We start from the raw sequence: 25,840 nt of genomic DNA on the forward strand, positions 1-25,840 counted from the left end.
TATTGGAGGAAGTCAATGAAGGTAAATAAAATTCATCATGTAGCGATCATTTGTTCTGACTATGAAAAATCAAAAAAATTCTATGTGAATACAATCGGATGCGAAATAATCAATGAAACATATCGGGCAGAAAAGAAATCGTACAAACTGGATTTACTGGTGGGCGGGGCTTATCAGTTGGAATTGTTCTCTTTTCCGAAAAGTCCCTTAAGACAAAGTTATCCCGAAGCAAGGGGGTTAAGGCATCTGGCCTTTGAAGTGGATGATATTGATCAAGCAATTGAAGAGTTAAGCAACGATAATATCTTTGTCGAACCCATCCGTGTTGATGAAATAACCGGAAAAAGGTTTACTTTTTTTTGTGACCCGGATGATTTGCCTCTGGAAATATACGAAAAGTAATGTAAAAAAGCATCCTCAGCACCTCTTGTTATAAATTTTAACTAAAAAGGGTTCATTTAATAGGGAAAGCAAAGTGGATGGTAGCAAGTGCCTGGCGGCCTCGTTCAAAGTGTAAAAATCCTGCAACAAACCCGATTTTCTAAGAGTTTGTTCGCCACAGTCTGAAGCTGCATAGTGAATGGGGCTTCTTTTTTTGTCATGGGTATAAAATATGCTGTCAAGCACTAAGAGGGACTATACAGGATTTCATACAGATTCAAAAGATAAACAAGGAGAGACAAGTAAATGAAGGGAAAATAAATGAGAGGATGGCTGACTTGAAGCTGAAAGATATTAAAGAAAAGTATGATGTCATACTAAGTTTGGGCAGTTCGTTGGTGTGGACCTTCACTTAATTTAAGACGGCATAATTTGGGGAGGTTTTCATTCCCGCTTGTTTGGGATGTTTCTAATTCACTAAACGATATATGCAGATTATTGGAAAATAGATTCGTTGGATTCATGGACATTGGGAATATGCAGCAAATTAGATGGAATTGCCGTCTTTGCAGGGAAGGGCAGGAAGCAGCAAAACGCGCATTTTATCCAGGATAGCCTACATAAAATTATCTCGGTTCACGATTTCCCGATCATTAAAGAGCAGGATTGGCCCCTTCATTACCCTCCTACAAAGAAATGCTTAATTACTGAATAAGTAAAATTAACGATATCCTTGCAAATAATCAATCCGTGCTATTTATTAGATGGGGCACAGTAAGCATTTTAGTAGCAGTTAATTTGCACTCTATCTTAGCAGGTATAGCACCGCGAGAATATAAGATCCTTTACCTTGATCCAAAAGCCGATAAAACGGATGTTAAGGAGCTCGATTGGAATGTACAGTTCAAGTGCCTAGCCGAAGCCCTAATGATGATTCCAAGTGGGATTATGTTTATGATCGACTAGCTTTAACAGATTACTGGGACCATTAGGTTTTCCGTAATTTTTTTGACAGGATTAAGATATCGGATGGGAAGTTTCAGTGATATCATATGGGAAAGCATGTTTTGACAACATGCTCACCTTCATTTTTATTGCTTTATTTAAAGAAAAATCGCCTTTTGAAATCCCAATCCAATATAAAGGAATTATTTGCATCTGTTAAGAACTTATAATCGATATAAGTTCTTTCCTTTTTTGTCATGTCATCGACATATGGCGAGTAGGTACGGAAAAACAATTGATTTTTCTTTTCATTGAATTCGACAAGTCTTAGCCAGCCGTTTCCGCCGCGATAATCCGATTGGTAGTTGACGACCATCTGGATGACGTCATTTCCCGATGTGTTTTGTTTGACCTGATGAGCTATGCCAAAATAATGTCCATTGACCGTCATGAACACTTGGTTATGATCCTTTACAAGTTCATTCCATATCAGCCGGCCATTTGCCGATTCAGCTGCAATTGTTTCATTCTTTTTCACATGAGGGAAAATGATGTCATGTGAGACGAGGATCGTCGGCTTATCTTGATTCCGATCTAGTACATCTTTTGCCCATTGTAAGTCTTTATGAAGGTTTTGCATATCGACGATCAAGACCAAATAATGATAACTTCCTGCCTTTGCGATGGCATAAGAGCTATACCCGGATCGAGATGAGCCCTTATAGTATTCTTTATGTTGGAAACGTTTCGGTCCATAGTGTGTCAGGAACGGGTTCCCTGGAGCGTAGTCATGATTACCAGCCGCCATCATATATGGGATGTGCTGCTTATCCAATATGGAAATGGCTGCAAGTGAATTTTGCCATTGTTTTTCTGTATCACCATCGACAATGTCACCTACAAATGTATTCATGATGATATGGTTCTTCTTCGTGTTATTGGCAATCCAATTCATTTGGCTATTGAAGATTTCTGGATTTTGACTGGAATATTTTTGAGTATCGGGAATGAAAACGAAGTTATAGTTTTTTTTATTCGTCAAAATGGGCAGTGCAATATTGGTTCCTTCAAACGGTTTATCGTCACGGGAATCCTTCACAAGCCATTCTTTTTTAGTCAATGCTTTATTGGCTATCCGTATTTCCTCGATATTCCCCTCAAATAATTTATCCAGCTTATTGCCCCACTCAGAAGCACCGATGTTCCAGCCTTTGCCCGTCAATCCCGCAATGCCCACAACCTTTTCTGATTCTCCGTAATCACTTATATTATTTAAAGTCAACGTGGTCTCGCTGCCATCATTTACAACTGCCAGGTGGTACCATTCATCAGCATTTAACGCTCTCGACCAATTGCTTACATTATAATTTAAATTGTTAGGATGGCTTGTCCAATGTATTTTTTGATCGCTCGAGACAGTTAGAGCAGAAAGAAGTTTTGTGTCCCCGTCCATTTTTTTAAGGTCGGCGGCTTTTCCTTGTCTGGAAAAAAGTCCTAACCCATTATTGGTGTTCATTTTACTTGGCAATTTAAAAATAGCTTCTATTGTAAATCCATTATCGAATTTTTCCGAATTGATCGGTGCGTCTTTTTTTGTTTTGAAGTATCGTCCTGAAAGAGCGTTTTTTTTATTATCGAATTTCAGGCTTTCCGCACCGTCATGATCATGATAATCTTCTTCGGACCATTGAATCACGTTTTTTATTTCAGGTGAGCTGGGATCCCCAATCGTCACCATTTCTAGATCGTTGCCGTGTTTGCTTACATCCTCGATCATTAAGCTTCCTTCATCAATTGACCCCTTTATTACATGCTGTCTCGTGAATTTCCAATCTGCCAGGATAGTGCCTCGATCATTTTTAGCAAAGGGATGTATGTAGTTTGCCGATTTGGCAATGCCAGGAACAATCATGAATAATAGTGTTAAGCCAATAAATGCTTTTTTCATTTTCATAAAACATGCACCCCATTACATTTTGATAAAGCACTATTTCTAATAGCGGTATTTTTCTATTCCTTATGACACGCTGAAGTAAAGAACTGAATTATGTGTGAAAGTTGGTTCAACGGCAATATCGTATAGTTTGCTTATCTTCTTGTTAACTTATTAAGGATAGTTAAAAAAGACCTATTCTTCTCTTTTATCTCACAATAAAACGCCACTCATGTTCTATTTAGCCTGTTAAGCGACCAGGAACTGATGGTAAAAGCGAAAGCGATAGAGGAATAAAAGCAGTGCGAGGAAAAAATCAAATCTATAAGAAAAATACAATGATGTGTTAATATATGGATAATGAAAGGGGCGTTCAGAGTGGTGGATGGAATGCTTCACGTACGGTAACAGAGGGGGAGAAATGTGAAAAAAGAATTTCCGGTTATTGAGACAAAAAGACTGATTTTACGTGAGGCAACAAAGGCCGACGCTGGTGATATGTATGAATATCTATCTGATGTCGACGTTGTAAAGCCTATGGGCTTGGAGCCTTGCCAAGCAGTTAATGAAGTGTATGATGAAATCGAATGGTATCAGTCCATTTACAAAGGGGGTAGAGGAATTAGATGGCTCATTACATTGAAGGATAACGGGAAGGCAATCGGAACCTGTGGTTTTTTGAATATGGCCCAAAAACATTTCCGAGCAGAAGTTGGCTATGAATTAAGTCAAGCTCATTGGGGGAAAGGGTTTGCAGGAGAAGCCTTGGAAGCCGTCGTCATGTATGGATATCAACACTTTCGATTGGAGAGGGTCGAGGCTTTGATTGAACCGGCCAATATTCCTTCACAAAAACTGGTGGAAAAACAAGGTTTCAAAAGAGAGGGCTTGCTAAGGCATTATGAATATACATGTGGGAAATTCGATGATTTGTTGATGTACTCCCTCTTAAAAAATGATTTGGATATCCACTCCGGCCCTTGATTTTATCAAGATCGAGAAAAATGGTCTTTTTGTTTGAACCTTCATGCTCGAACAAGCGACCTAAGTTGTCTTACTTATTGTGATAATCTCTTTCCACTTTACAAATACGGGTGAAGTATGATGAGTACCAATCTTTCTTCCCTTTTTCTTGAGCTTTTTTGTGTAAGGAATTTTCCTTCCAACGCTTTATTGAATCGAGGGATTTCCAATAGGATACGGTAATGCCTATACCGTCTTGATCTCTTACGCTCTCGACTCCTAAAAAACCTTCTTGCTGAGCGGCAAGCTCAACCATGAAATCAGCGGTTGAGTTGTAGCCCGCTGCATCTGCTTCATTTCTATCGGACGTGAAAATACAAGCGTAATATGGCGGTTCGGGTGTATTTGCAAAAAACATGAAAAGATGCCCCCTTTTCTTATCTTACTATTCAAAATAATATCACATCGGGATAGGCAAGGATAGAATCACTCCGAAACCGCCTTCCGGAGGACCTTGTATTTCAGGCCATGGTCTGATTGTCATTCAGGAGGAAGAAGGGAATTATTTATTTTTGGACGAATATAGTACTTTAATGGTTTGTAAAAAAGGAGATGGTTTTATGTGCGGGATTCTTCCGTGAACATTCAGAAAGAGATTTCCTTTTGCCGAGGCATCGCGATATTCTGTTGCATAATGCGGTAAAGGACCTATCGGCCGAACGTGATGTTTTGGCCATATACCTTGCAGGATCATTAGCGAAAGGGAATTTTGATGATTACTCGGATATAGATTTGCATACGGTTGTCATTCCAGAACGGAAGGCAGATTATTTGAAGGGAAAAATGAAACGAGCCACTGGCTGGGGAAATGCTTTTTTTCATGAGGATCACCATCCTTCTTCAGCCTATATCGTCACGCATTATGATACTTTCGTAAAGGTGGATAGCTGGTATCACTCACCTGAGGAGGTTGTTCCCTCCATCTGGATAAAAGGGATTGAAATCCTTTATGATCCCTTTACCATCATGAGTCAGGTTGTTGAGGCATCGGCGGACTATGTTTACCAGCCGTCCGCGGAGGAAGTGGAACGTTGGAGAGGGAAACTGCTTGCTTTTATTCATGAAACCTATCGATCTGTCATGAGGGAAGAAAGATTATATGCACGAGCTAACCTCGATAAAATCCGCTGGCTCATCGTGTTAGGCTGGTATATGGAAATGGGGGAGCATTTAGATGGACCCTATGGAGCATGGACGAAAATTGAAGGAAAAAGAAGTAAATTAGAGCAAAAGAAATTAAACCTTTTAAACAAATGGGGCAGTGATCGCAATTGTCATGAAATCATGAAAACGATGAGAGTCATGATTCCCGAAATCATTAGGTTAAATGCATGTCTTAGTAGTCTGATGGACATCGAACCGAATGAAGATCAGATGAAAAAGATTATAAAAATGGCTACTTGATCTCATTTTTCATAACGGGACCTTAAATGAATTGATTTGAGTTTAGATCACGATTATAGAACAGTATGGAGGGATGTCTAAATTGGCAGAATTGATTTATCATGTGGCAGTATCGCTGGACCATTTCATCGCGGACCAAGGCATAGTGGATGGGGATATCAGTAATTCCCTATTTTTATTCGAAGGAGAGCATGTCCCGGATTTTTTAACGGAAATTCAGCAATATGACGCTGTATTAATGGGCCGAAAAACATATGAGTTTGGATTTCAATTCGGATCGAAACCGGGTGAACCTGGCTATAAGGGGCTGAAGCATTATATATTCTCAAATTCCCTTCAGTTTGAATCGAACGAGGAAGTAGAGCTCATCCAGGGAAATGCCGTGGAATTCATAGGAAATCTCAAAAAGGAAGGGGAAGGTGAGCTATGGCTATGCGGCGGAGGTGAACTTGCCGGCGATTTAATTAAGCATAAACTCATCGATCGATTGGTACTGAAAGTGAACCCCATCATCATCGGAAAAGGCATCCCGCTTTTCGGCAGCGTCAAGCCATTGCTGAAGCTGGAGTTAATTGAAATGAAACAGTATCCAAATGGTGTGATCAAACCCACATATAAGATTATCTATTAGTGCGGATTGAGAGATCGGGTTGCGGCAGCGACCCTTTTTTTGTTGGTAAAATCTATTAACCCGCTATTCATTTATTTTTTCAGATAGTTTGCTTCATGCAACATAGTTACCTCGCGCTTACATATATAAAACAGTACAAAAAGGTTGCTATAGACCCACCCAATTTTAAGTTGGTATGATAATTGAGTACTTAATTGTGGGGGGAAGAAGAATGGAAGAACAGAAATATAATGACCTCAAATTAGGCGAACGTGGTGCAATCATCAGTATAATTGCTTATATTTGTCTATCTTTTATAAAATTGGTTATTGGATACATAAGTGACTCAGCTGCATTAAAAGCGGATGGCTTGAACAATACGACTGATATCATCGCATCCATTGCCGTATTGATTGGTTTAAGGCTAGCACAAAGGCCCCCCGATAAAGACCATGGATATGGTCATTGGAAAAGTGAAACGATCGCCTCCATGGTTGCTTCGTTCATCATGTTTGCCGTTGGTATACAGGTATTAATCGATGCCATTTCTTCCATGCTTCAAGGCGGTAAGGAATCACCTGACATACTGGCAGGATATGTGGGCATTTTATCAGCAATCGCCATGTATTTTGTATATCGGTATAATAAAAAGTTGGCAACCAAAATTAATAGTAAAGCCGTAATGGCCGCTTCGAAGGATAACATATCAGATGCTTGGGTAAGTATTGGAACGGCAATAGGAATTTTCGGCTCTCAGCTAAATATGCCCTGGCTCGATCCGCTGACCGCGATCGTTGTTGGGCTTTTAATATGCAAAACAGCTTGGGATATATTCAGCCAATCCTCCCATGAACTTTCTGATGGATTCGATGAAAATAAAATCCATCTCTATAAAGATGTCATTACAAATGTAAATGGGGTCAAGGGCATAAAAGAAATTAAAGGGAGAAATTATGGCAATAATGAAGTGATCGATGTCGTGATCCTTGTTAACTCCACGTTGGATATTAAAGAAGCTCATGATATAGCGACACATGTAGAAAAAGTGATGATGAGTGAACATGGGGTATATGATGTTCATGTCCATGTTGAGCCGAATTAAAGGGCTTATGGGAAACGATGATACTCCAAACTTAAAATATATTATAAATATTTAGCTTTTGCATATCCATGCAGAAGCAGGCGGTCTCCCTCTATATTCTTAGAGGGGGATTTTTTGCATTCAAACAAATGAAAATTAGTGTTATCGCTTAGTACAAGTTTCCACCTGATTTCATATGCTACAAAGAAGTAAAAGAAAGGTGGTTTTTTTATGAGTTGTAATTGCAGAAGATGTCGTGAACAAAGGGAAGAAGTGATTACCGATCCTACAAGGACAGTGGTGAATACTAGAACCAATCGGCGTGTTGTGAAGCATATTCATCCAACGGAGGTTATTAACGTAAATAGGACTGTGGTTAGAAATGAGCATTATTATCCAGTATATGAAAGAGATGTTTATGAAACGGTTGAAGAAAACTTTAATTGCGGCAGTAACCCGAATAATAATAATAGATGCAGACCCTTCTGGAACAGATGAAATATATATATAATGGAGCGCCCATTCATGGGTGCTTTTTTTCTGATAGGGAATCATGAAAGAGGTCGAAATGGGCATCTACCCAAGGGGGCGGAGGAATTAACAAAACTAGGGGCTGATCTGTACTGCTGAACACTTGAAACATTCATGCTAGAATCATCAAACATAAGAATCAGAACACTAGCAGATTGTTATTTGTAAATAATGAACTTGATTGACAAAAATGGAATGCCTATTATATTAAGCATTCCTCTTTTTTTCACTTCTTGCTTTATTCGTCCTCGTTTTCACGCTTTTTAATGACGGCATAGGCAAGATAGCCAATCAAGCCCATGAATAACCCGGTGCCGCCGACAATGTAAATCATCGTGAACACCTTTCCGAACGATGTCTGCGGTTCAAAAGTGGGGTGGCCAACGGTGCTGAGAGTTACAACACAAAAGTAAAGAGATTCAATTACGGTCAGCCCTTCCTGCTTAACATAGAAGACGGTTCCGGAAAGTAACATAACCAGGACCAAGGCGAAAAGAACTTGGAAATTCTTCAACTTGAAAGCGGACCATAGCGCCTTCAAGAAACGTTTTAAGGTTAGGATAAATGATATCATCGGGAGTCGAAATTCCTTTCTGTTTCATTGCAAACTAGGTGAATAGCTGTTCAATATGGACTAATTCTTTAACTATACAGGAAATTAGATTGGAATGACAAAAAAAAGTAAGTTTGATTGTAGTGGTTACATAGGAATCATATAGGAGGAAAATATGCCGAAACCGAGTATTACTGTACTTCCGATTGGTGGTTGACTGGCGAGTATGGCGCCGCTGTCTTTTTCGACTTGCGAGCAGGCCTAAAGCTTGCCCTCTGAAAGCGTAGCGATATAGTGCACGTGGCCAAGATTTCTTCATCATAGCCAAGTTCCGTGCAGTTTATGTTCGGTCATAATGCAGGAAGAAGTGAATCGTGTGTTGACGCAGGCGAACAAAGCGGGACCTGAAGGAATAATGAATGCCTTTTGAGCATAGCCAATGTGCTTAACCGAAATAACCTGACATATGAGTATCGAACCGAAGGAAGCACATAACCTGGAAGGGGGTGCTTCCTTTTTTATTTATATCATTTCCATACTTTTCATTCGTTTCGAAATACGGAATTTATTTATATGACTTTCATGTTTTCCATGTACTTTAAAAGCCAGACGACCATCCGCTTTTTCCTCCTTCTAGCTGGATTTGTTTAGGAAAGTGCTTGTTCAGGTGTGTGTTTAGTACATCCAAACGGAAATCCACTATTTTGTCATTGCAATCAATTGTTGCAGCACTTTTTCTCGCAGGTTCTCATCCAGCGGAGCTAAATTGAAAAGCTCTGAGTAATAAAGGCCATCAATGGCCAATCGGATAATGGTGGCTGTAACCGGATCGATATTATCCTGTTCCACTTTGTTTTGAACATACTGATAACTTTGCGAAATGCTTTCGGATACATCTGCATTTAGCATGGATGCAGCAATCAGTCCTATATTCAACTCCGCGTTATGTTCCAAATCCCATTTGGTAACTTCGATCAATGCACGACACCATGTACCTTTTTCAATAGGGTTTTCTTTGTTGGCTTGTTCATTGAATTGCATATTGAATTTTTCGAAAATATATTGTGCTAGCCCAATCATTAAAGCTTCTTTACTTGGAAAATGATAGAGTAACCCACCTTTGCTGATTCCTGCTTGTTTTGCAACAGAATCCAAAGTCAATGAATTAAAATCATTTTGAAGGATGAAATCTGTTGCAGATTTTAAGATATGTTGACGTTTTAAACTCGCTTTTGATTCCATATGTATCTCTCCTCATTAACAACTGACCAGACGGTTGGTCTTTCAATTTTATACTTATCGTTGCTTTTTCGTCAATCAAGTGATTTCGTTTTTTCCTGTAATTCCCTGAAATGAATGGAAAAAAAGATAAGAAAAGGAGTTTGACATGGGAAACCAGCTAGCTTGAATCGATATAAAAAGCAGGTCATAATCCCTTTTTTGTAAATATTTTTTTTATTCAGAAAACTAATTGACAAAAATACCGTCCGGACGGTACTATAAAATCACTCGATAAACAAGACATCACGAATGTAAAAGTGAGAGGGTTCATATGCAACAAAAATGATTTAGTTAGTGGGTGATAAATTCATATACTAATTTGTGTTATCACATATGTATTAATTTTTTCGAATTCATATAGGAGACATTCTTTTAGGTAGATTCATCGCTAGATAGCATGGAGGGGGTTTCCTAGCTGACTTTGATAACCGTGCTCGGAAGTCGGGATTCCCCTTCAATATGTTCCCGCCAAAGAGGCGCTAATTACGGGAATAATCAAGTATCATGACACGTTTTCATGTCTTTATTAGAGTGCTGTGTACAGAAGCGGAGTTTAACTTACACAATCCACGATCTTGAAGTTTGCATCCTATGGGCTGCGGTTTATTACTTGGAATCGCTCTGCCAACCATGAGCTCGTTCAGTCAGGTTTTAGGGTTTTTGCTCACCAAGGATGGAGTAATAACGATTTCACTTAGGTGAGAAAAAGGGGGTAGGCTAACAATGAGTACCAAGAATATAAATACATTTCATACGCAACGGATGTTCATTGACGGATGTTGGGTACATAGTTCCAGTGGAGATACCCGCCGAATTGTCAACCCTGCTACAGAGGATATCATTGCTGTAGTGACGGAAGGGAATGAAGAAGATTCCAAACGGGCAATCGAGGCAGCCAGAAGAGCATTTTATGAAGATGGATGGATGGAGAGCACGGCTAGGGAGCGTGCGGATTTTCTTGTTCGGGTTGCTGATAAACTTGAGGAACATGCTGAGGAGATTGCCGTTTTGGAGACACTGAATAATGGCAAGACGATGAGGGATTCACGTAATGATGTAAGCGATTCGGTGGATCAATTCCGCTATTACGCTGGATTGGCGACTAAGCCTCATGGCCAGGTTTACGATGTACCGGAGCGAATGCAGGCATTGGTAATTGCAGAGCCCATTGGAGTGGTAGGCCAAATTATCCCTTGGAATTACCCTTTGGTCATGGCAACACAAAAAATGGCGCCTGCCCTTGCGGCTGGATGTACGGTAGTAATCAAGCCTGCTGAGCAGACACCGCTTACTATCCTTAAACTGTTTGAAATCATTGAGGAGGTTGGGTTTCCACCTGGTGTCGTCAATCTAGTACTTGGCAAAGGAGCGACAGTAGGCGCCGAGCTGGCCAGCAATGCATCAATCGACAAAATTTCTTTTACTGGCGGAACAAAAACAGGCAAATCAATCATGAAATCTGCGGCAGATTCGATAAAAAAGGTAGGTCTGGAATTGGGCGGGAAATCTCCCAATATCGTATTTGCAGACGCAGATTTTGAATCGGCGCTAGATCACGCACTTTATGCCATATTCGCTAATCAAGGGCAAGTATGTTCTGCAGGCTCCCGTTTATTACTTGAGGAATCAATCTATGAAGCATTCATTCCAGCCTTAGTGGAAAAGGCCGAAAAGATTAGGGTTGGACCAGGAATTGAACCGGATACGAATATGGGGCCGCTCATCTCGGAACAACAACTGTATCGTGTCCTGGATTATATCGAGATTGGCAAAAATGAGGGCGCGACAATACTGACTGGAGGGAAACGGATCAATCGGAAAGGGTATTTTCTAGAGCCTACCATTTTTACGGATACGAATCCTAAGATGAGAATCGTGAACGAGGAGATATTTGGTCCAGTGTTAGTTATCCAAACATTTAAAACGGAAGAAGAAGCAATAAAACTTGCAAACGGGACACCTTATGGTCTCGCAGCAGCCGTTTTCACATCGGATGCTGCCAGATCCATGAGGGTGATCCGGAAGCTGCGTGCCGGAATTACGTGGATTAATACGTATCATGCCACTTTTAATGAAGCACCATGGGGAGGATACAAACAGAGCGGAATCGGCAGAGAGCTAGGAACGAACGGTTTCACTGAATACCTGGAATTGAAACAGATTAACATCAATCTTGATGTCAAGCCAAGTGGCTGGATTGAAACCACCGGCTATTCACACGTCATGACTCACTAATGAGGTAAAAGGATCTACCATTTAATTATTTGTATAATTCAGAAAAAATACGAGGAGGAAGCATAATGAAATTGATTGATGAGCTGTTAAATAACCCCATTAAACAAGAACTGGCTTTTCCAGAGGCGGAATATCACAGAAGATTGGCCGAAGTCCGTTCGAATATGGAAAAAGAAGAAATCGATGTTCTGCTTGTTTCAAATACCTCCAATATAGGTTATCTGACTGGATATGACACCACGATGCCTTCAGGGTACACCGTGCTGATCGTTCCTAGCAGCGGAGAATTAATTTTACACTGCTCTGAACTGGAAGCTCCGTGCATGCTACTTAATGGCTGGACAAGAAATATTCAAGTATTTTACTGGTATGAAGCGCAAGATACAGGCAGTGACCTCGCCAGAATTTTACTTGAGAACGGCTTTGACGGTAAGACGATCGGTCTGGAAATGGGCTATGCTGAAACGTTTGCAAGCGGTGCATTCGATACGAAAAGCTATTTGACACTTAAGGGGAAATTGTCTAATGCCACCTTTACGGATGCTACAACCATGGTTATGGAAGTGCGATTGATTAAAACGGACAAAGAGCTTACCTATATGAAGCAAGCGGGCGAATATTCGTGGCTTGGACTTCAAGCAAGCCTTCAGGCGATTCGTGAAGGTGTAAGTGAAAATGAAGTCGTGGCAAAAGCCTATGAAGCTATCATTGGAGCGGGCAGCGAGTTAATGTCGATTGATCCGATGATGATGTCAGGCTATCGGACAGGTTATATGCCACATATCGCTTATCGCCGAAAAAAATTAGAGAAGGGTGACTCCGTCTACTTCGAGTTCACCGGTACGCATAACCGGTACAACGCACCGTCCATGCGAAGCGCGGTCGTAGGGGAACCGTCCAATGATGTTCAGAAACTTGCTGATGCAAGCATCGAAACTGTCAATCTGCTACTTGAAAATATTAAGCCTGGACGTACGGGGCATGAAGTAGCGCAATTCGCCAAAAAAGGATTGAAAAGTGTACCGGAAGCATTCTTTCATGGTGCGTTTGGGTATTCGATCGGGATGAGCTTTCAACCGACATGGACTGAGAATCCGATGTATATTGCAGATGGAAACGATAGGGAATTGAAGCCAGGAATGACGTTCCACCTACCGATTTGCATTTGGGTTCCAGGTGAATACGGGATCGGGTTTAGTGAAAGCATCGTAGTCACGGAAAAGGGTTGTGAATGTTTGACTCCAAATAAGAATTTATCTCTTACAATAGCTCCTGCACTTGCAGGAGGTGGTCGTGCATGAGCACGGCTGCAACGGTCCGGATCGGAATTGACACTGGCGGAACTTTTACGGATTGCGTATTACTGCATGATGGGCATCCTGCTGTTGTCTTCAAGGTACCCTCCACACCTGAAAATCCAGCAAAAGCCATACTTCAAGGGCTGGAACGCCTTTGTATTGGAGCAGGCATCCCGCTAGAAGAAATAGATTTCATTGCACATGGAACAACTGTTGCTACTAATGCGATGCTGCAGGAACAATGGGCTAAAGTAGGCCTAATCACCACTAAGGGGTTCCGGGATATCCTTGAAATCGGTACACAAATGCGGCCGGAGTTGTACGGGCTTCATCAAAAAAAACCCGCTCCGTTGGTAACTCGTGACTTAAGGGAGGAAGTTACGGAAAGAATCGATGCGGACGGCCAGGTTGTTGATTCATTGGACGAAGATGAAGTACGGGATATAGTACGAAAATTGCTTAGTTCGGATATTGATAGTCTGGCAATCACATTGCTATTCTCATTCGCAAACCCGAAGCATGAAGCGGCCATTAGGGCCATAGTCAAAGAGATGGCGCCAGAGTTGTACGTTTGCATATCGTCCGAGGTCAGTCCGGAATTCCGAGAATATCCAAGGACCTCCACTACGGTAATAAACGGAGCTCTTGCCCCGATCATAAGGCGCTATCTTCGACATTTGCGAGAGGCGTTAAACGAACGGGGAGCGGGACAGAGGCTTCATATCATGCAATCGAACGGAGGGAACGTTTCAGCGGAAGAAGCGGAAGGATCGGCGCACAACCTCATACTTAGCGGACCTGCCGGTGGAATCGTTGCTGCAGCTGAAATTGCCCGAAAGGCAGGATATCCCAATGCCTTGACTTTCGATATGGGTGGCACTAGCTCCGACGTAGGCTTGATCGTCAATGGCAGGGCGCAAATTATCCAGAATACAACGGTCAATGGTGCTTATCCGCTACAGGTGCCAACGGTGGACGTGCATACGATTGGAGCAGGAGGCGGCAGCATCGGGTGGTGTGACCAAGGAGGAGCACTTAAAGTTGGGCCGAAAAGTGCCGGCGCGGTTCCAGGACCTGCGTGCTATGGAAAAGGGGGAACGGAACCTACCGTCACGGATGCTAATCTCTTCCTCGGCAGGCTGAATGCCGATTATTACCTTGGTGGAGAATTCGATGTCTATCCAGAGCGTTCAGATGCAGTGCTTGAAGAATTGGCGAATGACATGGAGCTGGAATTGGAACGATTGGCATGGGGAATTATTGAAGTGGCAAATGCAAGCATGGTCGGTGCCCTTCGTGTAGTATCCAGCCGCAGGGGACATGATCCAAGAGATTTCGCTTTAATAGCTTTTGGAGGCGCCGGACCGTTACATGCGACAGCGCTGGCTAAAGAATTGGGTGTCCGTAAGGTTATCGTCCCGGCAACTCCTGGAGTTCTTTGTGCACTTGGTTTGCTATTGAGTGATATTCGCCATGATTTCTCCCAGACGGAAGTATCGGCCATGGCTAACGTTGATGAGCATACTACTGAACAAAGCTTTCGGGAAATGGAAGGTCGGGGGATTTCCAGACTGGTGAACGACGGCGTTACGCCAAATCATATGAGGCTGGAGCGGTCATTGGATATTCGTTATTTAGGACAAGAACATTATCTCAACGTTCCCATAGAAGGTGAAATCACTTCAGAACTTCTCGAAGAATCAGGTAAGCGGTTTCATTCGGAACATGAAAACACATATGGTCATGCTGCTGAAGATGAACCGATCGAAATCGTCAATTTACGTTTGTCCGCCGTTGGCAAATTGAAACATTCCGAGCAGGGAAGCATGTACCATGAAGAGTCGACAACCGGTCAACCTCTGCCAAGTGATAAAAGGTCCGTTTACTTCAGCGGGCAAGGTTGGTGTGATACGCCAATATATCGACGGAAGAGTCTCGTACAGGGTTATACGATTGTAGGACCAGCCATCATCGAGCAAATGGATACAACTCTAATCGTCGAACCTGGACAATGGGTTGAATCTGATCAACACGGAAATATGATCGTGACATTGGGGGACTTTGTATGAAGCGAAAAACGGAAATGAAAGCACCAACCTTGGAGACAGGTTCCAAACTGGCAATTCATGAGATGGACGCCATTACGGTGGAAGTCGTGTATAGTGCACTCCTTGCTGCAGCGGATGAAATGAGCGGAGCGTTAGGGAGAAGTGCATATTCACCAATCATCAGGGAAATGATCGATTATTCATGCGCCATTTTTGATCCTGAAGGGAATCTTGTGGCACAAGCAGAAAACATTCCAGCTCACCTTGGGTCGATGGGTGCTGCTTTAAACGAGTTGTTCAAGGATTTTCCTTCCAGCGAATTTCAGCCAGGAGATGCCTTCCTTGTCAACGACCCTTATCGTGGCGGACAGCATACCCCCGATCTGCATGTGTTTACCCCTTCTTTTGCTGAGGGGTGTTTGATAGGCATTTGCGGTACGATTGCCCACCATGCAGATATGGGAGGGAAAAATCCTGGGACCGAAGGATTCGATAACCGCTCGATTTTTGAAGAGGGTCTGCGGATCCCTCCTGTCAGACTGGCAACTGCGGAAGTGATAAATGAAGCGGTGACAACGATCATTGCTGGTAACGTAAGGGAGCCAAAGGCGACGATGGGCGATTTGCGGGCGCAACTTGCCGCTTGCCGTTATGGGGAACGCCGTCTGCGTGAACTGGCAGAAAGATATGGCTCTAATACCCTGTTGAACGTAATGGGCAGGGCAATGGATTATTCGGAGACCCGGATGAAAGTTGAATTGTCACAAATGGAGGATGCAAAAACAACGGTCAGCGGGTGGCTTGACGATGATGGCATTGGTGGAGGACCGGTCGAAATCCGCATAACCGTTTGTAAATCCGGAAATGAGATAGAGGTGGATTTTTCAGGGACAGCGGCTCAAATGCCAGGCGGAATGAATGTACCTCCAGCAGCTGCAGCTTCGGCAGTGTTATATGCAGTTAAATGTGTCGTGGACCCAAGCACTCCGCAAAATCAAGGCTGCTTTCGCCCCATCCATATGCATTTTCCTGAAGGAAGTCTTGTAAATCCAGCCTTTCCCGCAGCTGTCAGTCTGCGTCACCTTGCTGTTCAGCGAATAGCGGATACCATCATTCGGGCGTTGTCTGAGCTATATCCTGAAAGAACGGCAGCCGGTTCGTTCGTTGGTTTTTCCAGCCTGGCAATCGATAGCTGGCACCCAGTCAATGGAGAACCTAGGGTGATTCAGGATGATTTAGGAGGAGGAATGGGAGCACATCAGTATGGTGATGGCATCGATGCTGTTGATACACATTGTGGAAATGTGGCCATCCTGCCGGCAGAAGTTTGTGAGCTTAGTTATCTGATACGGATCCGTTCCACCGAACTGATTCCCGATTCTGGAGGTGCTGGGGAGAAGAGAGGTGGCTTGGGCATACGAAGGGAATATGAAATTCTTGAACGGGAGCACTCCGGTTTGGTATATACAGAACAGGCTGAACCTGATTTCTCCCCTTGGGCAATGGCAGGGGGAAGAGCTGGCATACCTGCCAGGATACGGCATGTCCGATTGGATGGCACGGAGCAGTCTTTACGAAAAGGATATTTCCAGGCTCTGCCTGGAGAAAGACTGATTATCGAAACATCAGGCGGAGGAGGCTATGGCAAACCATCTAAGCGTGATCCGGAGCTAATAGGCGAAGATATCCGACAAGGAAAGGCAAGTGTGGAAGCAGTAACAGCCGTATACGGTGCTGATGTGAAAAATGGTTTTGTAGGTATCTGAAATTTTCTATTGCCCCATTAAAGAATTTGAAGGGATTTTAATGGAAAGCCCTTTTTCAAGGGCTTTCCAATACGATGAAAAAGCTTCTTATGGGTATGAAAAACTAATGAAGAGGGAAGGAACAAGATGATGAATCTTAACTCAGATGAGGTAACGAGTCAGGCGGGGAGTACCGTCTCAGCTTCCGAGGATCTTCCTCGAAAGTCGTCCGGCCTCGTACGGGAGCTTTCTTTATTTGACACCGCAGCATATGGTGTACTTGCTGCAGGGGCTCTCTTTGGTACATTGTATATTTTCCCGTTGCCGCAGTCCATTCTGCCTGGCTTGAATATTCCCTTATCAGTCCTGATCGCTATGGCGTTGATGATTCCGGTTTTTGCTTTATATGCAGGCCTTGGATCGGCCATGCCAAGGGCAGGCGGTGATTATCTATATCAAACGCGTGCCATCCATCCAGCCATTGGTTTTTCATTTACATTTGCCTGGGAAGTATTCATTTGGGTCACCTTTACGACAACTGGAGGACTGGTTGTATCCACCCTTGGTTTGCAGCCTTTGTTTTATAATTTAGGACTGAAATATGATTCGGCAGGATTGCTTAACGCAGCTAGTTGGATAGGCAGTGACACCGGATTGTTCGTGACTATTCTCGTTTTGTCATTTTTATCATTCCTCCTAACGCTCAAGGGGATTGGGAGCGGCCGTAATATCCAAAGATACGTCATCCTGCCTGCCGTTGTTTTATCAAACATCGTCTTGATCATATTGCTTCTAATGGCTCATGATTCTTTCATCACGGACTTTAACGCTTGGCATGAAAAAGCCCTCGGGGTCCCGAATTATTCACAATCGGTAATTGATGCCGCTGCCAATGAGGGATTTGTACAGCAAAAGTTCTCTTTGCGGAATACCTTTCTTTTCCTTTCCGTTACCGGAGTCATTTGGTATGTAGCATTCGGGGCTCAGGGACTATTGGGTGAGACGAAGCAAGCCAACAATTTTAAAAAGTTGTTCAACGCCTTCACGATGGGCGGTATCTATGTTGGACTTGTGTCTTGGGCGCTTCCAACATGGTTATTCCAGCGCATGGTCGGCAGTGATTTTTTAAATGCCTACTCGCATGCTTTCTATAGCGGAGGGATTGAGGCTCCAGCTGGAGTGACCGTCACTAGTTTCGTCATGATGACGACTACGAACCCGATCGTATTAATTTTATTATCTCTCGGCTTCATCGCGGTCGGCTTTTATTTCGCGACATCCGTTTTCCTTAACATGACCCGTGTACTGAGCGGGATGGGCGTGGACCGCACGCTTCCAAGATGGTTTGCGAAAATTAGTGAAAAAACACATGCCCCAATAAATGCTGCCATTTTTTATTTGGCTTTGGCTACCATTCTTAATTTCCTATATTGGATTAGTCCAAGCTTGAGGAACACGATGATGTTAGCAGGAGCTTTTACAGGTGTTGGTATCGTGGCAATTACTGGGCTGGCAGGTGTTTTATTTCCTTACAGGGCCAAAACGATATTTGATGCATCACCGGTCGCAAAGTATAAACTGTTCGGCCTGCCGCTCATTACGGTTGTCGGTGCCATCGTTTTCCTGTCAGGCGGAGGGGTTACCTTAATGAATCTCATCTATCCAGAGCTTGGTTTTACGACTCCTGAAGCACGCGGCCTGGTCGTCTTCAGTTTGGTTGCATCTTTTATCTGGTATTACTTGTATCGTGCATACCTGAAGAGCTTTCACGGGTTGAACACAGACCTTGCCTTTAAACAAGCCCCACCTGAATGATTTCCGTGTTGCAAGCAAGCAAAATAGAACGAGAAGGGGGAACCTGAATGAATGTAAGGATAGTCAGGCGAAGTTCTATATTGCTTATCCCAAAATCTATCATCATCAGTACCTTATTTAGCCGATAAAAAATGGCTGAATATAAAAAAAGAAAATAGACATCTAGTATAGGAGGAGAATGTTTTGAGTAAAATCGCAGTAATCGGTGCAACAGGAACAATCGGAAAAATTATTGTAAGAGACCTTGTAACGAGCGGGTTCGAAGTGATCGCGGCGGATATGAACGAGGAAAATCTAAATTACTTGGCCCGTCAATTGGGTTCCAGCGTACAAATCGCAAAATTGGATGTTACCGATCTGAAGCAAACGAAGGAAGTATTAAGTGAAGCGAAGGTCTGTGTTAATGCGACAAACTTTAAGTTTAACGTGAATGTTATGAACGCGGCTGCGGCTGCAGGTGTTAGTGTATTGGATCTGGGAGGGCTATTTACATTCACGAAAAAGCAATTGGCCATGGATGCGGAGATGAAAAAAGCGGGAATTCTTTCGATTGTCGGAATGGGCTCCGATCCAGGAACATCCAACATCTTTTGCCGATACGGGATTGACCAGTTGGATGTTGCTGAAGAAATCCATATTCGTTACGGATCCACCACTTCTGGCGTTACGTTTGCTTTTGCACCCGATACGTATATTGATGAAGCTGTGAAGAACGCACTTGCTGTAAAAGATGGAAAATTGGTGGAAATCCAACCGTTGGCCGATGAAGAATATACCCATTTTCATGAGGATTTGGGCATTCAGAAAACCTATTCAATCATACATTCGGAGTTGGCTACATTACCCACCAGCTTTCCAAATGTAAAAAAAATCACCTACAAAGATACGTGGGATCCAGACACCATCGAGAAAATTAACGTCCTGAATGAACTAGGTTTAATCGATACTAAAGCAATGGAGGATGGCACAGTCCCAAGGAGGCAGCTTGTTTCCTTGCTATCCAAAGTGCTAGCAGCAAAAGAGAAACCGATATGGGGGAAAGATTCCTTATTGGTGGAAGTGAAAGGAATCAAGAACGGTAATCCTACGACAATAAGGATGGAATTATTGTCAGGGTATCAGGAAGAGTGGGATGCAAGCCCCACTCAATACGCTACAGCCATTCCTGCCTCCATCGTTGCGCAAATGCTGTTGAAAGGCGAAATTACCGAAATTGGTGTCAAACCGCCTGAATTATGTGTAGATCCAGAAACGTATATCTCTTATCTCAAGCAAAAAAACGTAGAATTGTATACGACGTTTAGTGAAACCAGGAAATTAAAATAGATTCATAGGAATGACCGACCATACACGTAAAGCGCCAATATCGCGCTTTACGTGTATGGATTGAAATATCATGCGAGGTGGACGGAATGCCTCAGATTGAACCAACCGGGCATTCAATAGAGAAGTTCGGTTATAAACAGGAATTGAAGAGGACACTGTCATTGGGGGATTTATTCGTATATGGGCTGGCTCTCATGGTACCGATCGCTCCATTTGGCATTTATGGTTATGTTGTCAAGGCTTAAAATGGGATGGTGGCACTGACGTATTTGATAGGTATGCTTGCAATGCTCTTTACAGCGTTCAGCTATATGAGAATGTCGGAAGCCTTTCCGATTTCCGGTTCCGTCTATTCGTATGCCCAGCGGGGGATAAACGATTTTTACGGTTTTCTCGCCGGATGGATCATTTTGTTGGATTTACCTTGTCTCGGCAGCAATACACTTTTGAATTATTTTGGAATGAAAATCAGTTCTTATTTTAATAAAATCATTTTGATCCTCATACCTATCGTACTTGCCATCTATATCTTCTTCGGATTCATGGCTGTTTCAAAGGAAATCAATGGAGCCGAATTTCGTTTAAACCGTTGTATGACCCTGGCCAGTTCAGCATTACATCATTGATGGGGGCGGTCTCCATTGCCGCTTTGAGCTTTTGGGATTTCATTCTATTTCAACACTTACCGAGGAGAAGAAGGATCCAAGAAGGATATAGGCAAAGACATGCTTTGGGCATTGGTAGCGATTGGTTTCATTTTTATGACAAACCTGGATATCCGCTCTCATCTGGCCAGAGTACACAAGTTTTAGGAATACCGATACAGCGTTTTATGATATTGCAGAGGCTGCAGGAGGGCCATGGCTGAAAATGCTTGCCGCTTTACCCATGTCATTAGCTTTTGGTTTCGCCAATGCCATGGTTTTCCAAGCAGCGATTTCCCGATTGCTGTTCAGCATGGCGAGAGATAAGAAGCTTCCAGAATTTTTGGCAAAGGTACATCCAAAACATCAGACACCATATATGAGTACAATCGTAGTTGCCATTCTTTCGTTATTGATAGCCTCTTTTTTTGCCGAACATCTGGGTGAGCTCCCGTTATCGGTTAACTTTGGAGCTTTGACGGGCTTCATCCTGCTCCATCTTTCAGTCATCTCCCATTTTTTTATCAACCAAAAAAGCGGAGATTATTTCAAACACCCTTTATGCCTGCCTTTGGGTTAATGTTCATCATCTATGTATGGTGCAGTTTATCGTGGTTTGCCCTCCTGTTAGGAGCTTGTTGGATACTGATTGGATCGATGTATTATTATTTTTTCTTATTTAAATCTAAAAAATACGAGTGATGTATATTACAGACTGTAGACAAACTTCGATCAAAATGGAGGATGTCAACAGTTTTTTTGTATTTATATTATATTTGATTGTTAACTCAAAGATCGAATTCGTTTATCTTCAATTTGCAGAAAAATATCATTCAAAGAATCCCTTGAAAACTTCAATACCATTTCCTCTGAATGAAGCTCATGGCACGGCTATCAGTAATTAGTTCTGGAGTTTCACAAGAGTTTTGTATCAAGAAAAGGTCAGATAGCCTTTTTCAATGGGTGGATTCTTCCATCATCCAATAATTTTTCACTTCACCCTTTCATTGCTTAAAAAAGCTTCTACAATGGCAACAATTGTTTGTGTGAAACCAACTGACCGGATATAAAAAAAGGATTGACATAATGAATATAACGTTATAATGTTTATTTATTGTAATTATTTGTTTTTTCAGTCTTTATTTTTAGGGGGGGAAGGTATTGAATAGTTTTATGAGTGTACTCGAATCAAAGGTGCTTCCTGTGGCAAACAAAATTGGGTCACAGAGACATCTGCTAGCAATTCGTCATGGTGTCCTTGCAACGCTTCCTTTGACGATTATCGGTTCGTTTTTTGTTATTTTATTGAATTTCCCAATTGATGGGTATGATGAATGGATTGCGCCATACCGAGCTGCGTTGGATGTGCCTTTCCGATTTACTGTGGGTGCGATGGCTCTCTATGCTGCATTCGGGGTGGGTTCGGCTCTTGCTGGTCATTATAAATTAGATCAGCTTAGTGCAGGCTTTCTATCAGTATTGGCATTCTTGATCACTTGTGTCGTACCAACACAAGTAATGGAAACCGTCCCGGGAGTCATCGAAGCGGGAAGGTGGCTGCCAATTAGCTCTTTAAGTGCTGCTTCTTTGTTCGGAGCGATCGTTACCTCATTGATATCCGTGGAAATCTTTCATTTTCTCATAAAACGGGACATCAAAATCAAATTACCGGAAAGTGTTCCGCCGATGGTGTCCAACTCCTTTGCTGCACTGATTCCAACATTGGTCGTGGTCCTTTTATTTTGGGGCATTCGTTACGGATTGGGCTTTGATATAAATTCCATCATCACGACATTGGTATCACCGCTCAAAAATTTATTGGTAGGAAATAGTTTACTGGGTGGTCTGCTTACTGTCTTCCTCATCGTTTTCTTTTGGTCATTGGGTATTCATGGACCGGCCATATTGGGTCCGATCATACGGCCGATGTGGGATTCCGCCATTCTCGAGAATATGGATACGTTTGCAAGAACAGGCAATGCAGCGAATTTGCCCAACTTGTTCACGGAACAATTCATTCAATGGTTCGTTTGGATTGGCGGGGCAGGTTCAACCTTGTCGCTGGTTGTATTGTTTTTATTTTCAAAATCGAAGTATTTAAAAGAACTAGGAAAACTTTCGTTTGTACCGGGGATTTTCAATATTAACGAACCTGTCATATTTGGGGCACCTATCGTCATGAATCCGATATTGATGGTCCCGTTCATTGTTGCTCCTTTGGTGAATGTCGTCATTTCTTACACGTTCTTTCAATTGGGGTTGATTCCCATGATCATGGCCAAGCTTCCGTTTACGGTCTTCAGCCCGATTGCGGCTGTAATCAGCACGGATTGGACAATCATGGCAGGAGTTCTCGTTATATTGAATTTTTTCATATCATTAATGATTTATTTTCCGTTTTTCAAGATGTTCGAAAAGCAGCATCTGCGTGATGAAAATAAAATCGAAGATGGACCGGTAGAAAAAAAGGCAGGCATAAAATATGCTTGAAATCTTAGGAGCAGTTCTTTCCTTTGTCGGTGCCCAAATCCTTTTTTCGCGAACGAAGCTGGCTGAATGGTTAACACCTTGGAAAGCAGTAGGCTTTACGATTTTAATCATTAGCTTTTCCATCATTTTATTCAGCGCATTAGGTTCAAGTTATTATTTGATAGTCATCATGCCGACGATTGTTTGTTCTGTAATGGTATCCACCCGCTACCGTGATTATTTAATGAGGTTACAATCAAGGCGGGTTCAATGGAAAGAAAATAAGGAGTGAATCAAGCTATGAGAAGATTGGGAATATCAATTTATCCGGAACATTCTACACCGGATCTTGACAAGCGATATATAAAACTTGCCCATCGCTATGGATTTGAACGAATATTCACGTGCTTATTATCGGTTTCAAAACCTTATGAAGTCGTCATGGAAGAATATAAGGATATCATTTCTTATGCGAAAACGCTGGATATGGAAGTGATCCTTGATGTTGCACCTGCTGTTTTTGACAGCTTTGATATAAGTTATGATGATTTAGGATTTTTCGCAGAAATGGGAGCGGATGGCGTTCGTCTGGATTTGGGCTTTGATGGCTTGAAGGAAGCCAAAATGACGTATAACCCTTATGGATTGAAAATAGAATTGAATATGAGCAATGATGTCGAATATTTAACGAATATTTTGACGCATCAAGCCAATAAGAATCAATTGATTGGGTGTCATAATTTCTATCCGCAAAAATTCACCGGACTGCCTTATGATTTCTTCATTTCCTGCAGTAAGCGATTTAAAAAGCATGGCATCCGGACAGCGGCATTTGTTACTTCACAAACGGGGGAGATAGGACCGTGGAACATCAACGATGGATTGTGCACATTGGAACAGCATCGTGAACTTTCCATTGATGTACAAGCCAAGCATCTATGGGCCACAGACTTAATTGATGATGTAATCATTGGAAACGCTTATGCCAATGAAGCGGAATTGAAATTGCTTGGAGATTTAAAGCGGGACATGATCGAATTGAAAGTGGAGCTCCATTCGGATGCAACTCCCATCGAGCATCAAATAACTTTGGATGAAATACATATTCGCCGCGGTGATATTAGTGAGTATATGGTCCGGTCAGTTGAAGTCAGGAAAAAGTACGGAAATGACAATTTTCCGATTCGGGAAAGTGTACCACAACAAAAAGGGTCCGTTTTCATCGGCAATGATTCCTTTGGAAAATATAAAGGCGAACTTCAAGTCATTTTACGGGACATGCCTTTGGATGAACGGAAGAACCTCGTTGCAGAGGTTGTGGAGGAAGAACGGTTTTTACTGGAATATATTAAGCCCTGGAGCTCATTTAGATTGATCAAGAAATTATGAGGAGGAAAGTGAATGAATATTCTATTATGCTGTTCTGCAGGAATGTCTACCAGTCTATTGGTTAATAAGATGGAGAAAGCCGCATCGGAAGAAGGAGTGAATGCGAAAATCCAGGCAGTAGCCACTACCGAAGTAAGAAATCATATTAACGATGTGGATGTGGTTTTGTTGGGACCACAGGTTCGTTATTTACTTAATGATATAAGGAAAATCGGAGATGAAAAGGGTGTACCGGTAGATACGATAAATCCGATGCACTATGGATCATGCAATGGCAAGGAAGTGCTGAAAGCGGCCATTCAATTAATAGGTAAATAAACTACCTTTAAAAGATAAGAGGGTGCAAAATGACGAAAACGAAAGAGGCTTTAGCTGAATTATCCTTTCAATTGATTCTTCATAGCGGAAATGCCCGCAGTTGTGCAATGGAAGCAATCGCTTTGCAAAAGCAAGGTAAATCCGGCGTTGCTCAAGATATGTTAAAGGAGGCGGAGCAAGAGTTTGTCGCGGCACATAAAATCCAAACCGCCTTGATCCAAGCAGAAGTGAATGGTGAGAATTTCGATATACCCATGCTTTTGATCCATGCTCAAGATCACCTGATGACTTCCATGACAACAAAAGACTTAGCGATAGAAATCGTGGAATTACATGAGAAAACACAAAAGGTTCATTAAGTGATGGTTGGCGCTTGATCGTTCAAAAAGTCACCGACATATGATCTGACCCAAAAATGATAAACATATAGCTTAAGCAGCTTCTAAGACCTGAGTTCCGGCATTCTATCGGACTCAGGTCGTTTAATTTTTCCTTGATTGGAGGAATCGTGAAGGTGAAACACCTTTGCTTTCAATAGTAGCAGGTGTAATGGATCCTGATACTGAGCAAGAAACAATCGGATAGTTAGCAAGTAAACGAAACGATCAAGGATAAGTGGTGGGCAACGGACCCGATGCAAAATTAGCTGCAGCCTTGAAAACTAGTGCGATGTGTTAATCGGTGGTCTATCTAGATCTAGCTGATAAAGGCGATCAAAGGCAACTCTTTACCAAAATATGTATGTGGTTCGTCTTCATTGACATGAATCGAAACAATAATATATAATACAGATAAGTGATATCTCTAATTA

Annotated in this window: 25 protein-coding genes; 21 read left to right on the top strand and 4 right to left on the bottom strand. The window is 42.3% G+C overall.

Annotated features, from left to right (window positions below; translation table 11 throughout):
* Positions 1-15 precede the first annotated feature (15 nt).
* Both gloA2 and ABE28_RS25705 read left to right on the top strand, forming a co-directional pair.
* On the top strand, positions 16-402 hold the full coding sequence (gene gloA2, locus ABE28_RS09650; RefSeq protein ID WP_064466275.1) for an SMU1112c/YaeR family gloxylase I-like metalloprotein: 387 nt from the start codon (positions 16-18) through the stop codon (positions 400-402).
* A gap of 411 nt (positions 403-813) precedes the next feature.
* Positions 814-996, top strand: coding sequence for a papain-like cysteine peptidase (locus ABE28_RS25705; RefSeq protein ID WP_257390756.1), 183 nt, complete (start codon positions 814-816; stop codon positions 994-996).
* 484 nt (positions 997-1,480) lie between these two features.
* On the opposite strand, the gene ABE28_RS09655 is transcribed toward ABE28_RS25705, so the two are convergent.
* Positions 1,481-3,280: a LamG-like jellyroll fold domain-containing protein gene (locus ABE28_RS09655; protein ID WP_083232020.1), complete on the bottom strand. Its 1,800-nt coding sequence runs from the start codon at positions 3,278-3,280 to the stop codon at positions 1,481-1,483.
* A 402-nt stretch (positions 3,281-3,682) separates the two neighbouring features.
* Between ABE28_RS09655 and ABE28_RS09660 the strand changes: the two genes are divergently transcribed.
* The gene (locus ABE28_RS09660; RefSeq protein ID WP_064466274.1) at positions 3,683-4,243 is read left to right on the top strand and encodes a GNAT family N-acetyltransferase; all 561 of its coding nucleotides are present in this window, start codon (positions 3,683-3,685) and stop codon (positions 4,241-4,243) included.
* 70 nt (positions 4,244-4,313) lie between these two features.
* Here ABE28_RS09660 and ABE28_RS09665 read toward each other — a convergent pair whose 3' ends face one another.
* Positions 4,314-4,640 carry an antibiotic biosynthesis monooxygenase family protein gene (locus ABE28_RS09665; RefSeq protein WP_064466273.1) on the bottom strand — a complete coding sequence of 109 codons (327 nt, stop codon included), beginning with the start codon at positions 4,638-4,640 and terminating at the stop codon, positions 4,314-4,316.
* A gap of 245 nt (positions 4,641-4,885) precedes the next feature.
* Between ABE28_RS09665 and ABE28_RS09670 the strand changes: the two genes are divergently transcribed.
* The 4 genes from ABE28_RS09670 (at position 4,886) to ABE28_RS24460 (ending at position 7,875) form a co-directional block, all read left to right on the top strand.
* Positions 4,886-5,686 (top strand): nucleotidyltransferase domain-containing protein, encoded by an 801-nt coding sequence (locus ABE28_RS09670; protein ID WP_257390757.1) that lies wholly within the window; start codon positions 4,886-4,888, stop codon positions 5,684-5,686.
* Positions 5,687-5,768: 82 nt separating this feature from the next.
* Positions 5,769-6,317: a dihydrofolate reductase family protein gene (locus ABE28_RS09675; RefSeq protein WP_064466271.1), complete on the top strand. Its 549-nt coding sequence runs from the start codon at positions 5,769-5,771 to the stop codon at positions 6,315-6,317.
* Between the two features lie 211 nt (positions 6,318-6,528).
* Positions 6,529-7,398 (top strand): cation diffusion facilitator family transporter, encoded by an 870-nt coding sequence (locus ABE28_RS09680; protein ID WP_064466270.1) that lies wholly within the window; start codon positions 6,529-6,531, stop codon positions 7,396-7,398.
* 210 nt (positions 7,399-7,608) lie between these two features.
* Entirely contained in the window at positions 7,609-7,875 is a 267-nt protein-coding gene (locus ABE28_RS24460; RefSeq protein ID WP_083232021.1) for a CotD family spore coat protein, read from the top strand.
* Between the two features lie 271 nt (positions 7,876-8,146).
* On the opposite strand, the gene ABE28_RS09685 is transcribed toward ABE28_RS24460, so the two are convergent.
* Together ABE28_RS09685 and ABE28_RS09690 are read right to left on the bottom strand one after the other, a co-directional pair.
* Positions 8,147-8,482, bottom strand: coding sequence for a potassium channel family protein (locus ABE28_RS09685; protein ID WP_064466269.1), 336 nt, complete (start codon positions 8,480-8,482; stop codon positions 8,147-8,149).
* Positions 8,483-9,160: 678 nt separating this feature from the next.
* Complete coding sequence (locus tag ABE28_RS09690; RefSeq protein ID WP_064466268.1) at positions 9,161-9,703, bottom strand: TetR/AcrR family transcriptional regulator; 543 nt, start codon at positions 9,701-9,703, stop codon at positions 9,161-9,163.
* Positions 9,704-10,465: 762 nt separating this feature from the next.
* On the opposite strand from ABE28_RS09690, the gene ABE28_RS09695 reads away from it, so the two are divergent.
* The 14 genes from ABE28_RS09695 to ABE28_RS09750 all read left to right on the top strand — a co-directional run bounded on the left by ABE28_RS09695 (position 10,466) and on the right by ABE28_RS09750 (position 25,388).
* The gene (locus tag ABE28_RS09695; protein WP_064466267.1) at positions 10,466-11,977 is read left to right on the top strand and encodes an aldehyde dehydrogenase family protein; all 1,512 of its coding nucleotides are present in this window, start codon (positions 10,466-10,468) and stop codon (positions 11,975-11,977) included.
* A gap of 65 nt (positions 11,978-12,042) precedes the next feature.
* Entirely contained in the window at positions 12,043-13,278 is a 1,236-nt protein-coding gene (locus ABE28_RS09700; RefSeq protein WP_064466266.1) for a M24 family metallopeptidase, read from the top strand.
* Positions 13,275-15,344: a hydantoinase/oxoprolinase family protein gene (locus ABE28_RS09705; RefSeq protein WP_064466265.1), complete on the top strand. Its 2,070-nt coding sequence runs from the start codon at positions 13,275-13,277 to the stop codon at positions 15,342-15,344. The genes ABE28_RS09700 and ABE28_RS09705 overlap by 4 nt, the downstream gene beginning before the upstream one ends.
* The gene (locus ABE28_RS09710; RefSeq protein WP_083232022.1) at positions 15,341-17,089 is read left to right on the top strand and encodes a hydantoinase B/oxoprolinase family protein; all 1,749 of its coding nucleotides are present in this window, start codon (positions 15,341-15,343) and stop codon (positions 17,087-17,089) included. Before ABE28_RS09705 ends, ABE28_RS09710 begins: the two co-directional genes overlap by 4 nt.
* 126 nt (positions 17,090-17,215) lie before the next feature.
* The gene (locus ABE28_RS09715; protein WP_064466264.1) at positions 17,216-18,883 is read left to right on the top strand and encodes an amino acid permease; all 1,668 of its coding nucleotides are present in this window, start codon (positions 17,216-17,218) and stop codon (positions 18,881-18,883) included.
* Positions 18,884-19,066: 183 nt separating this feature from the next.
* Positions 19,067-20,209 (top strand): saccharopine dehydrogenase family protein, encoded by a 1,143-nt coding sequence (locus tag ABE28_RS09720; protein ID WP_064466263.1) that lies wholly within the window; start codon positions 19,067-19,069, stop codon positions 20,207-20,209.
* 86 nt (positions 20,210-20,295) lie between these two features.
* A complete protein-coding gene (locus ABE28_RS25710) occupies positions 20,296-20,454 on the top strand; it encodes a hypothetical protein (RefSeq protein ID WP_257390758.1) in 159 nt (52 codons plus the stop codon).
* Between the two features lie 6 nt (positions 20,455-20,460).
* Positions 20,461-20,835, top strand: coding sequence for a hypothetical protein (locus ABE28_RS24975; protein ID WP_257390759.1), 375 nt, complete (start codon positions 20,461-20,463; stop codon positions 20,833-20,835).
* A gap of 244 nt (positions 20,836-21,079) precedes the next feature.
* The gene (locus ABE28_RS24980; RefSeq protein ID WP_156775730.1) at positions 21,080-21,433 is read left to right on the top strand and encodes an amino acid permease; all 354 of its coding nucleotides are present in this window, start codon (positions 21,080-21,082) and stop codon (positions 21,431-21,433) included.
* A gap of 581 nt (positions 21,434-22,014) precedes the next feature.
* Positions 22,015-23,343, top strand: a complete 1,329-nt coding sequence (locus tag ABE28_RS09730) for a PTS sugar transporter subunit IIC (protein WP_064466262.1) — start codon at positions 22,015-22,017, stop codon at positions 23,341-23,343.
* Complete coding sequence (locus ABE28_RS09735) at positions 23,336-23,614, top strand: hypothetical protein (protein ID WP_064466261.1); 279 nt, start codon at positions 23,336-23,338, stop codon at positions 23,612-23,614. Before ABE28_RS09730 ends, ABE28_RS09735 begins: the two co-directional genes overlap by 8 nt.
* An 8-nt stretch (positions 23,615-23,622) precedes the next feature.
* Positions 23,623-24,711: a DUF871 domain-containing protein gene (locus ABE28_RS09740; RefSeq protein ID WP_064466260.1), complete on the top strand. Its 1,089-nt coding sequence runs from the start codon at positions 23,623-23,625 to the stop codon at positions 24,709-24,711.
* Between the two features lie 12 nt (positions 24,712-24,723).
* A complete protein-coding gene (locus tag ABE28_RS09745; RefSeq protein ID WP_064466259.1) occupies positions 24,724-25,029 on the top strand; it encodes a PTS sugar transporter subunit IIB in 306 nt (101 codons plus the stop codon).
* Between the two features lie 29 nt (positions 25,030-25,058).
* Positions 25,059-25,388 (top strand): PTS lactose/cellobiose transporter subunit IIA, encoded by a 330-nt coding sequence (locus tag ABE28_RS09750; RefSeq protein ID WP_064466258.1) that lies wholly within the window; start codon positions 25,059-25,061, stop codon positions 25,386-25,388.
* The last annotated feature ends 452 nt before the right edge of the window (positions 25,389-25,840 follow it).

The sequence above is a fragment of the Peribacillus muralis genome (assembly GCF_001645685.2).
GTDB lineage: Bacteria > Bacillota > Bacilli > Bacillales > DSM-1321 > Peribacillus > Peribacillus muralis_A.

Excerpts from the sequence above, each read along its gene's own strand:
- gloA2 (WP_064466275.1), top strand. The coding sequence starts at position 16 with ATGAAGGTAAATAAAATTCATCATGTAGCGATCATTTGTTCTGACTAT.
- ABE28_RS09655 (WP_083232020.1), bottom strand. The coding sequence starts at position 3,280 with ATGAAAATGAAAAAAGCATTTATTGGCTTAACACTATTATTCATGATT.
- ABE28_RS09665 (WP_064466273.1), bottom strand. The coding sequence starts at position 4,640 with ATGTTTTTTGCAAATACACCCGAACCGCCATATTACGCTTGTATTTTC.
- ABE28_RS09680 (WP_064466270.1), top strand. The coding sequence starts at position 6,529 with ATGGAAGAACAGAAATATAATGACCTCAAATTAGGCGAACGTGGTGCA.
- ABE28_RS24460 (WP_083232021.1), top strand. The coding sequence starts at position 7,609 with ATGAGTTGTAATTGCAGAAGATGTCGTGAACAAAGGGAAGAAGTGATT.
- ABE28_RS09685 (WP_064466269.1), bottom strand. The coding sequence starts at position 8,482 with ATGATATCATTTATCCTAACCTTAAAACGTTTCTTGAAGGCGCTATGG.
- ABE28_RS09690 (WP_064466268.1), bottom strand. The coding sequence starts at position 9,703 with ATGGAATCAAAAGCGAGTTTAAAACGTCAACATATCTTAAAATCTGCA.
- ABE28_RS09695 (WP_064466267.1), top strand. The coding sequence starts at position 10,466 with ATGAGTACCAAGAATATAAATACATTTCATACGCAACGGATGTTCATT.
- ABE28_RS09700 (WP_064466266.1), top strand. The coding sequence starts at position 12,043 with ATGAAATTGATTGATGAGCTGTTAAATAACCCCATTAAACAAGAACTG.
- ABE28_RS09705 (WP_064466265.1), top strand. The coding sequence starts at position 13,275 with ATGAGCACGGCTGCAACGGTCCGGATCGGAATTGACACTGGCGGAACT.
- ABE28_RS09710 (WP_083232022.1), top strand. The coding sequence starts at position 15,341 with ATGAAGCGAAAAACGGAAATGAAAGCACCAACCTTGGAGACAGGTTCC.
- ABE28_RS09715 (WP_064466264.1), top strand. The coding sequence starts at position 17,216 with ATGATGAATCTTAACTCAGATGAGGTAACGAGTCAGGCGGGGAGTACC.
- ABE28_RS25710 (WP_257390758.1), top strand. The coding sequence starts at position 20,296 with ATGCCTCAGATTGAACCAACCGGGCATTCAATAGAGAAGTTCGGTTAT.
- ABE28_RS24975 (WP_257390759.1), top strand. The coding sequence starts at position 20,461 with ATGGTGGCACTGACGTATTTGATAGGTATGCTTGCAATGCTCTTTACA.
- ABE28_RS24980 (WP_156775730.1), top strand. The coding sequence starts at position 21,080 with ATGCTTGCCGCTTTACCCATGTCATTAGCTTTTGGTTTCGCCAATGCC.
- ABE28_RS09735 (WP_064466261.1), top strand. The coding sequence starts at position 23,336 with ATGCTTGAAATCTTAGGAGCAGTTCTTTCCTTTGTCGGTGCCCAAATC.
- ABE28_RS09740 (WP_064466260.1), top strand. The coding sequence starts at position 23,623 with ATGAGAAGATTGGGAATATCAATTTATCCGGAACATTCTACACCGGAT.
- ABE28_RS09745 (WP_064466259.1), top strand. The coding sequence starts at position 24,724 with ATGAATATTCTATTATGCTGTTCTGCAGGAATGTCTACCAGTCTATTG.
- ABE28_RS09750 (WP_064466258.1), top strand. The coding sequence starts at position 25,059 with ATGACGAAAACGAAAGAGGCTTTAGCTGAATTATCCTTTCAATTGATT.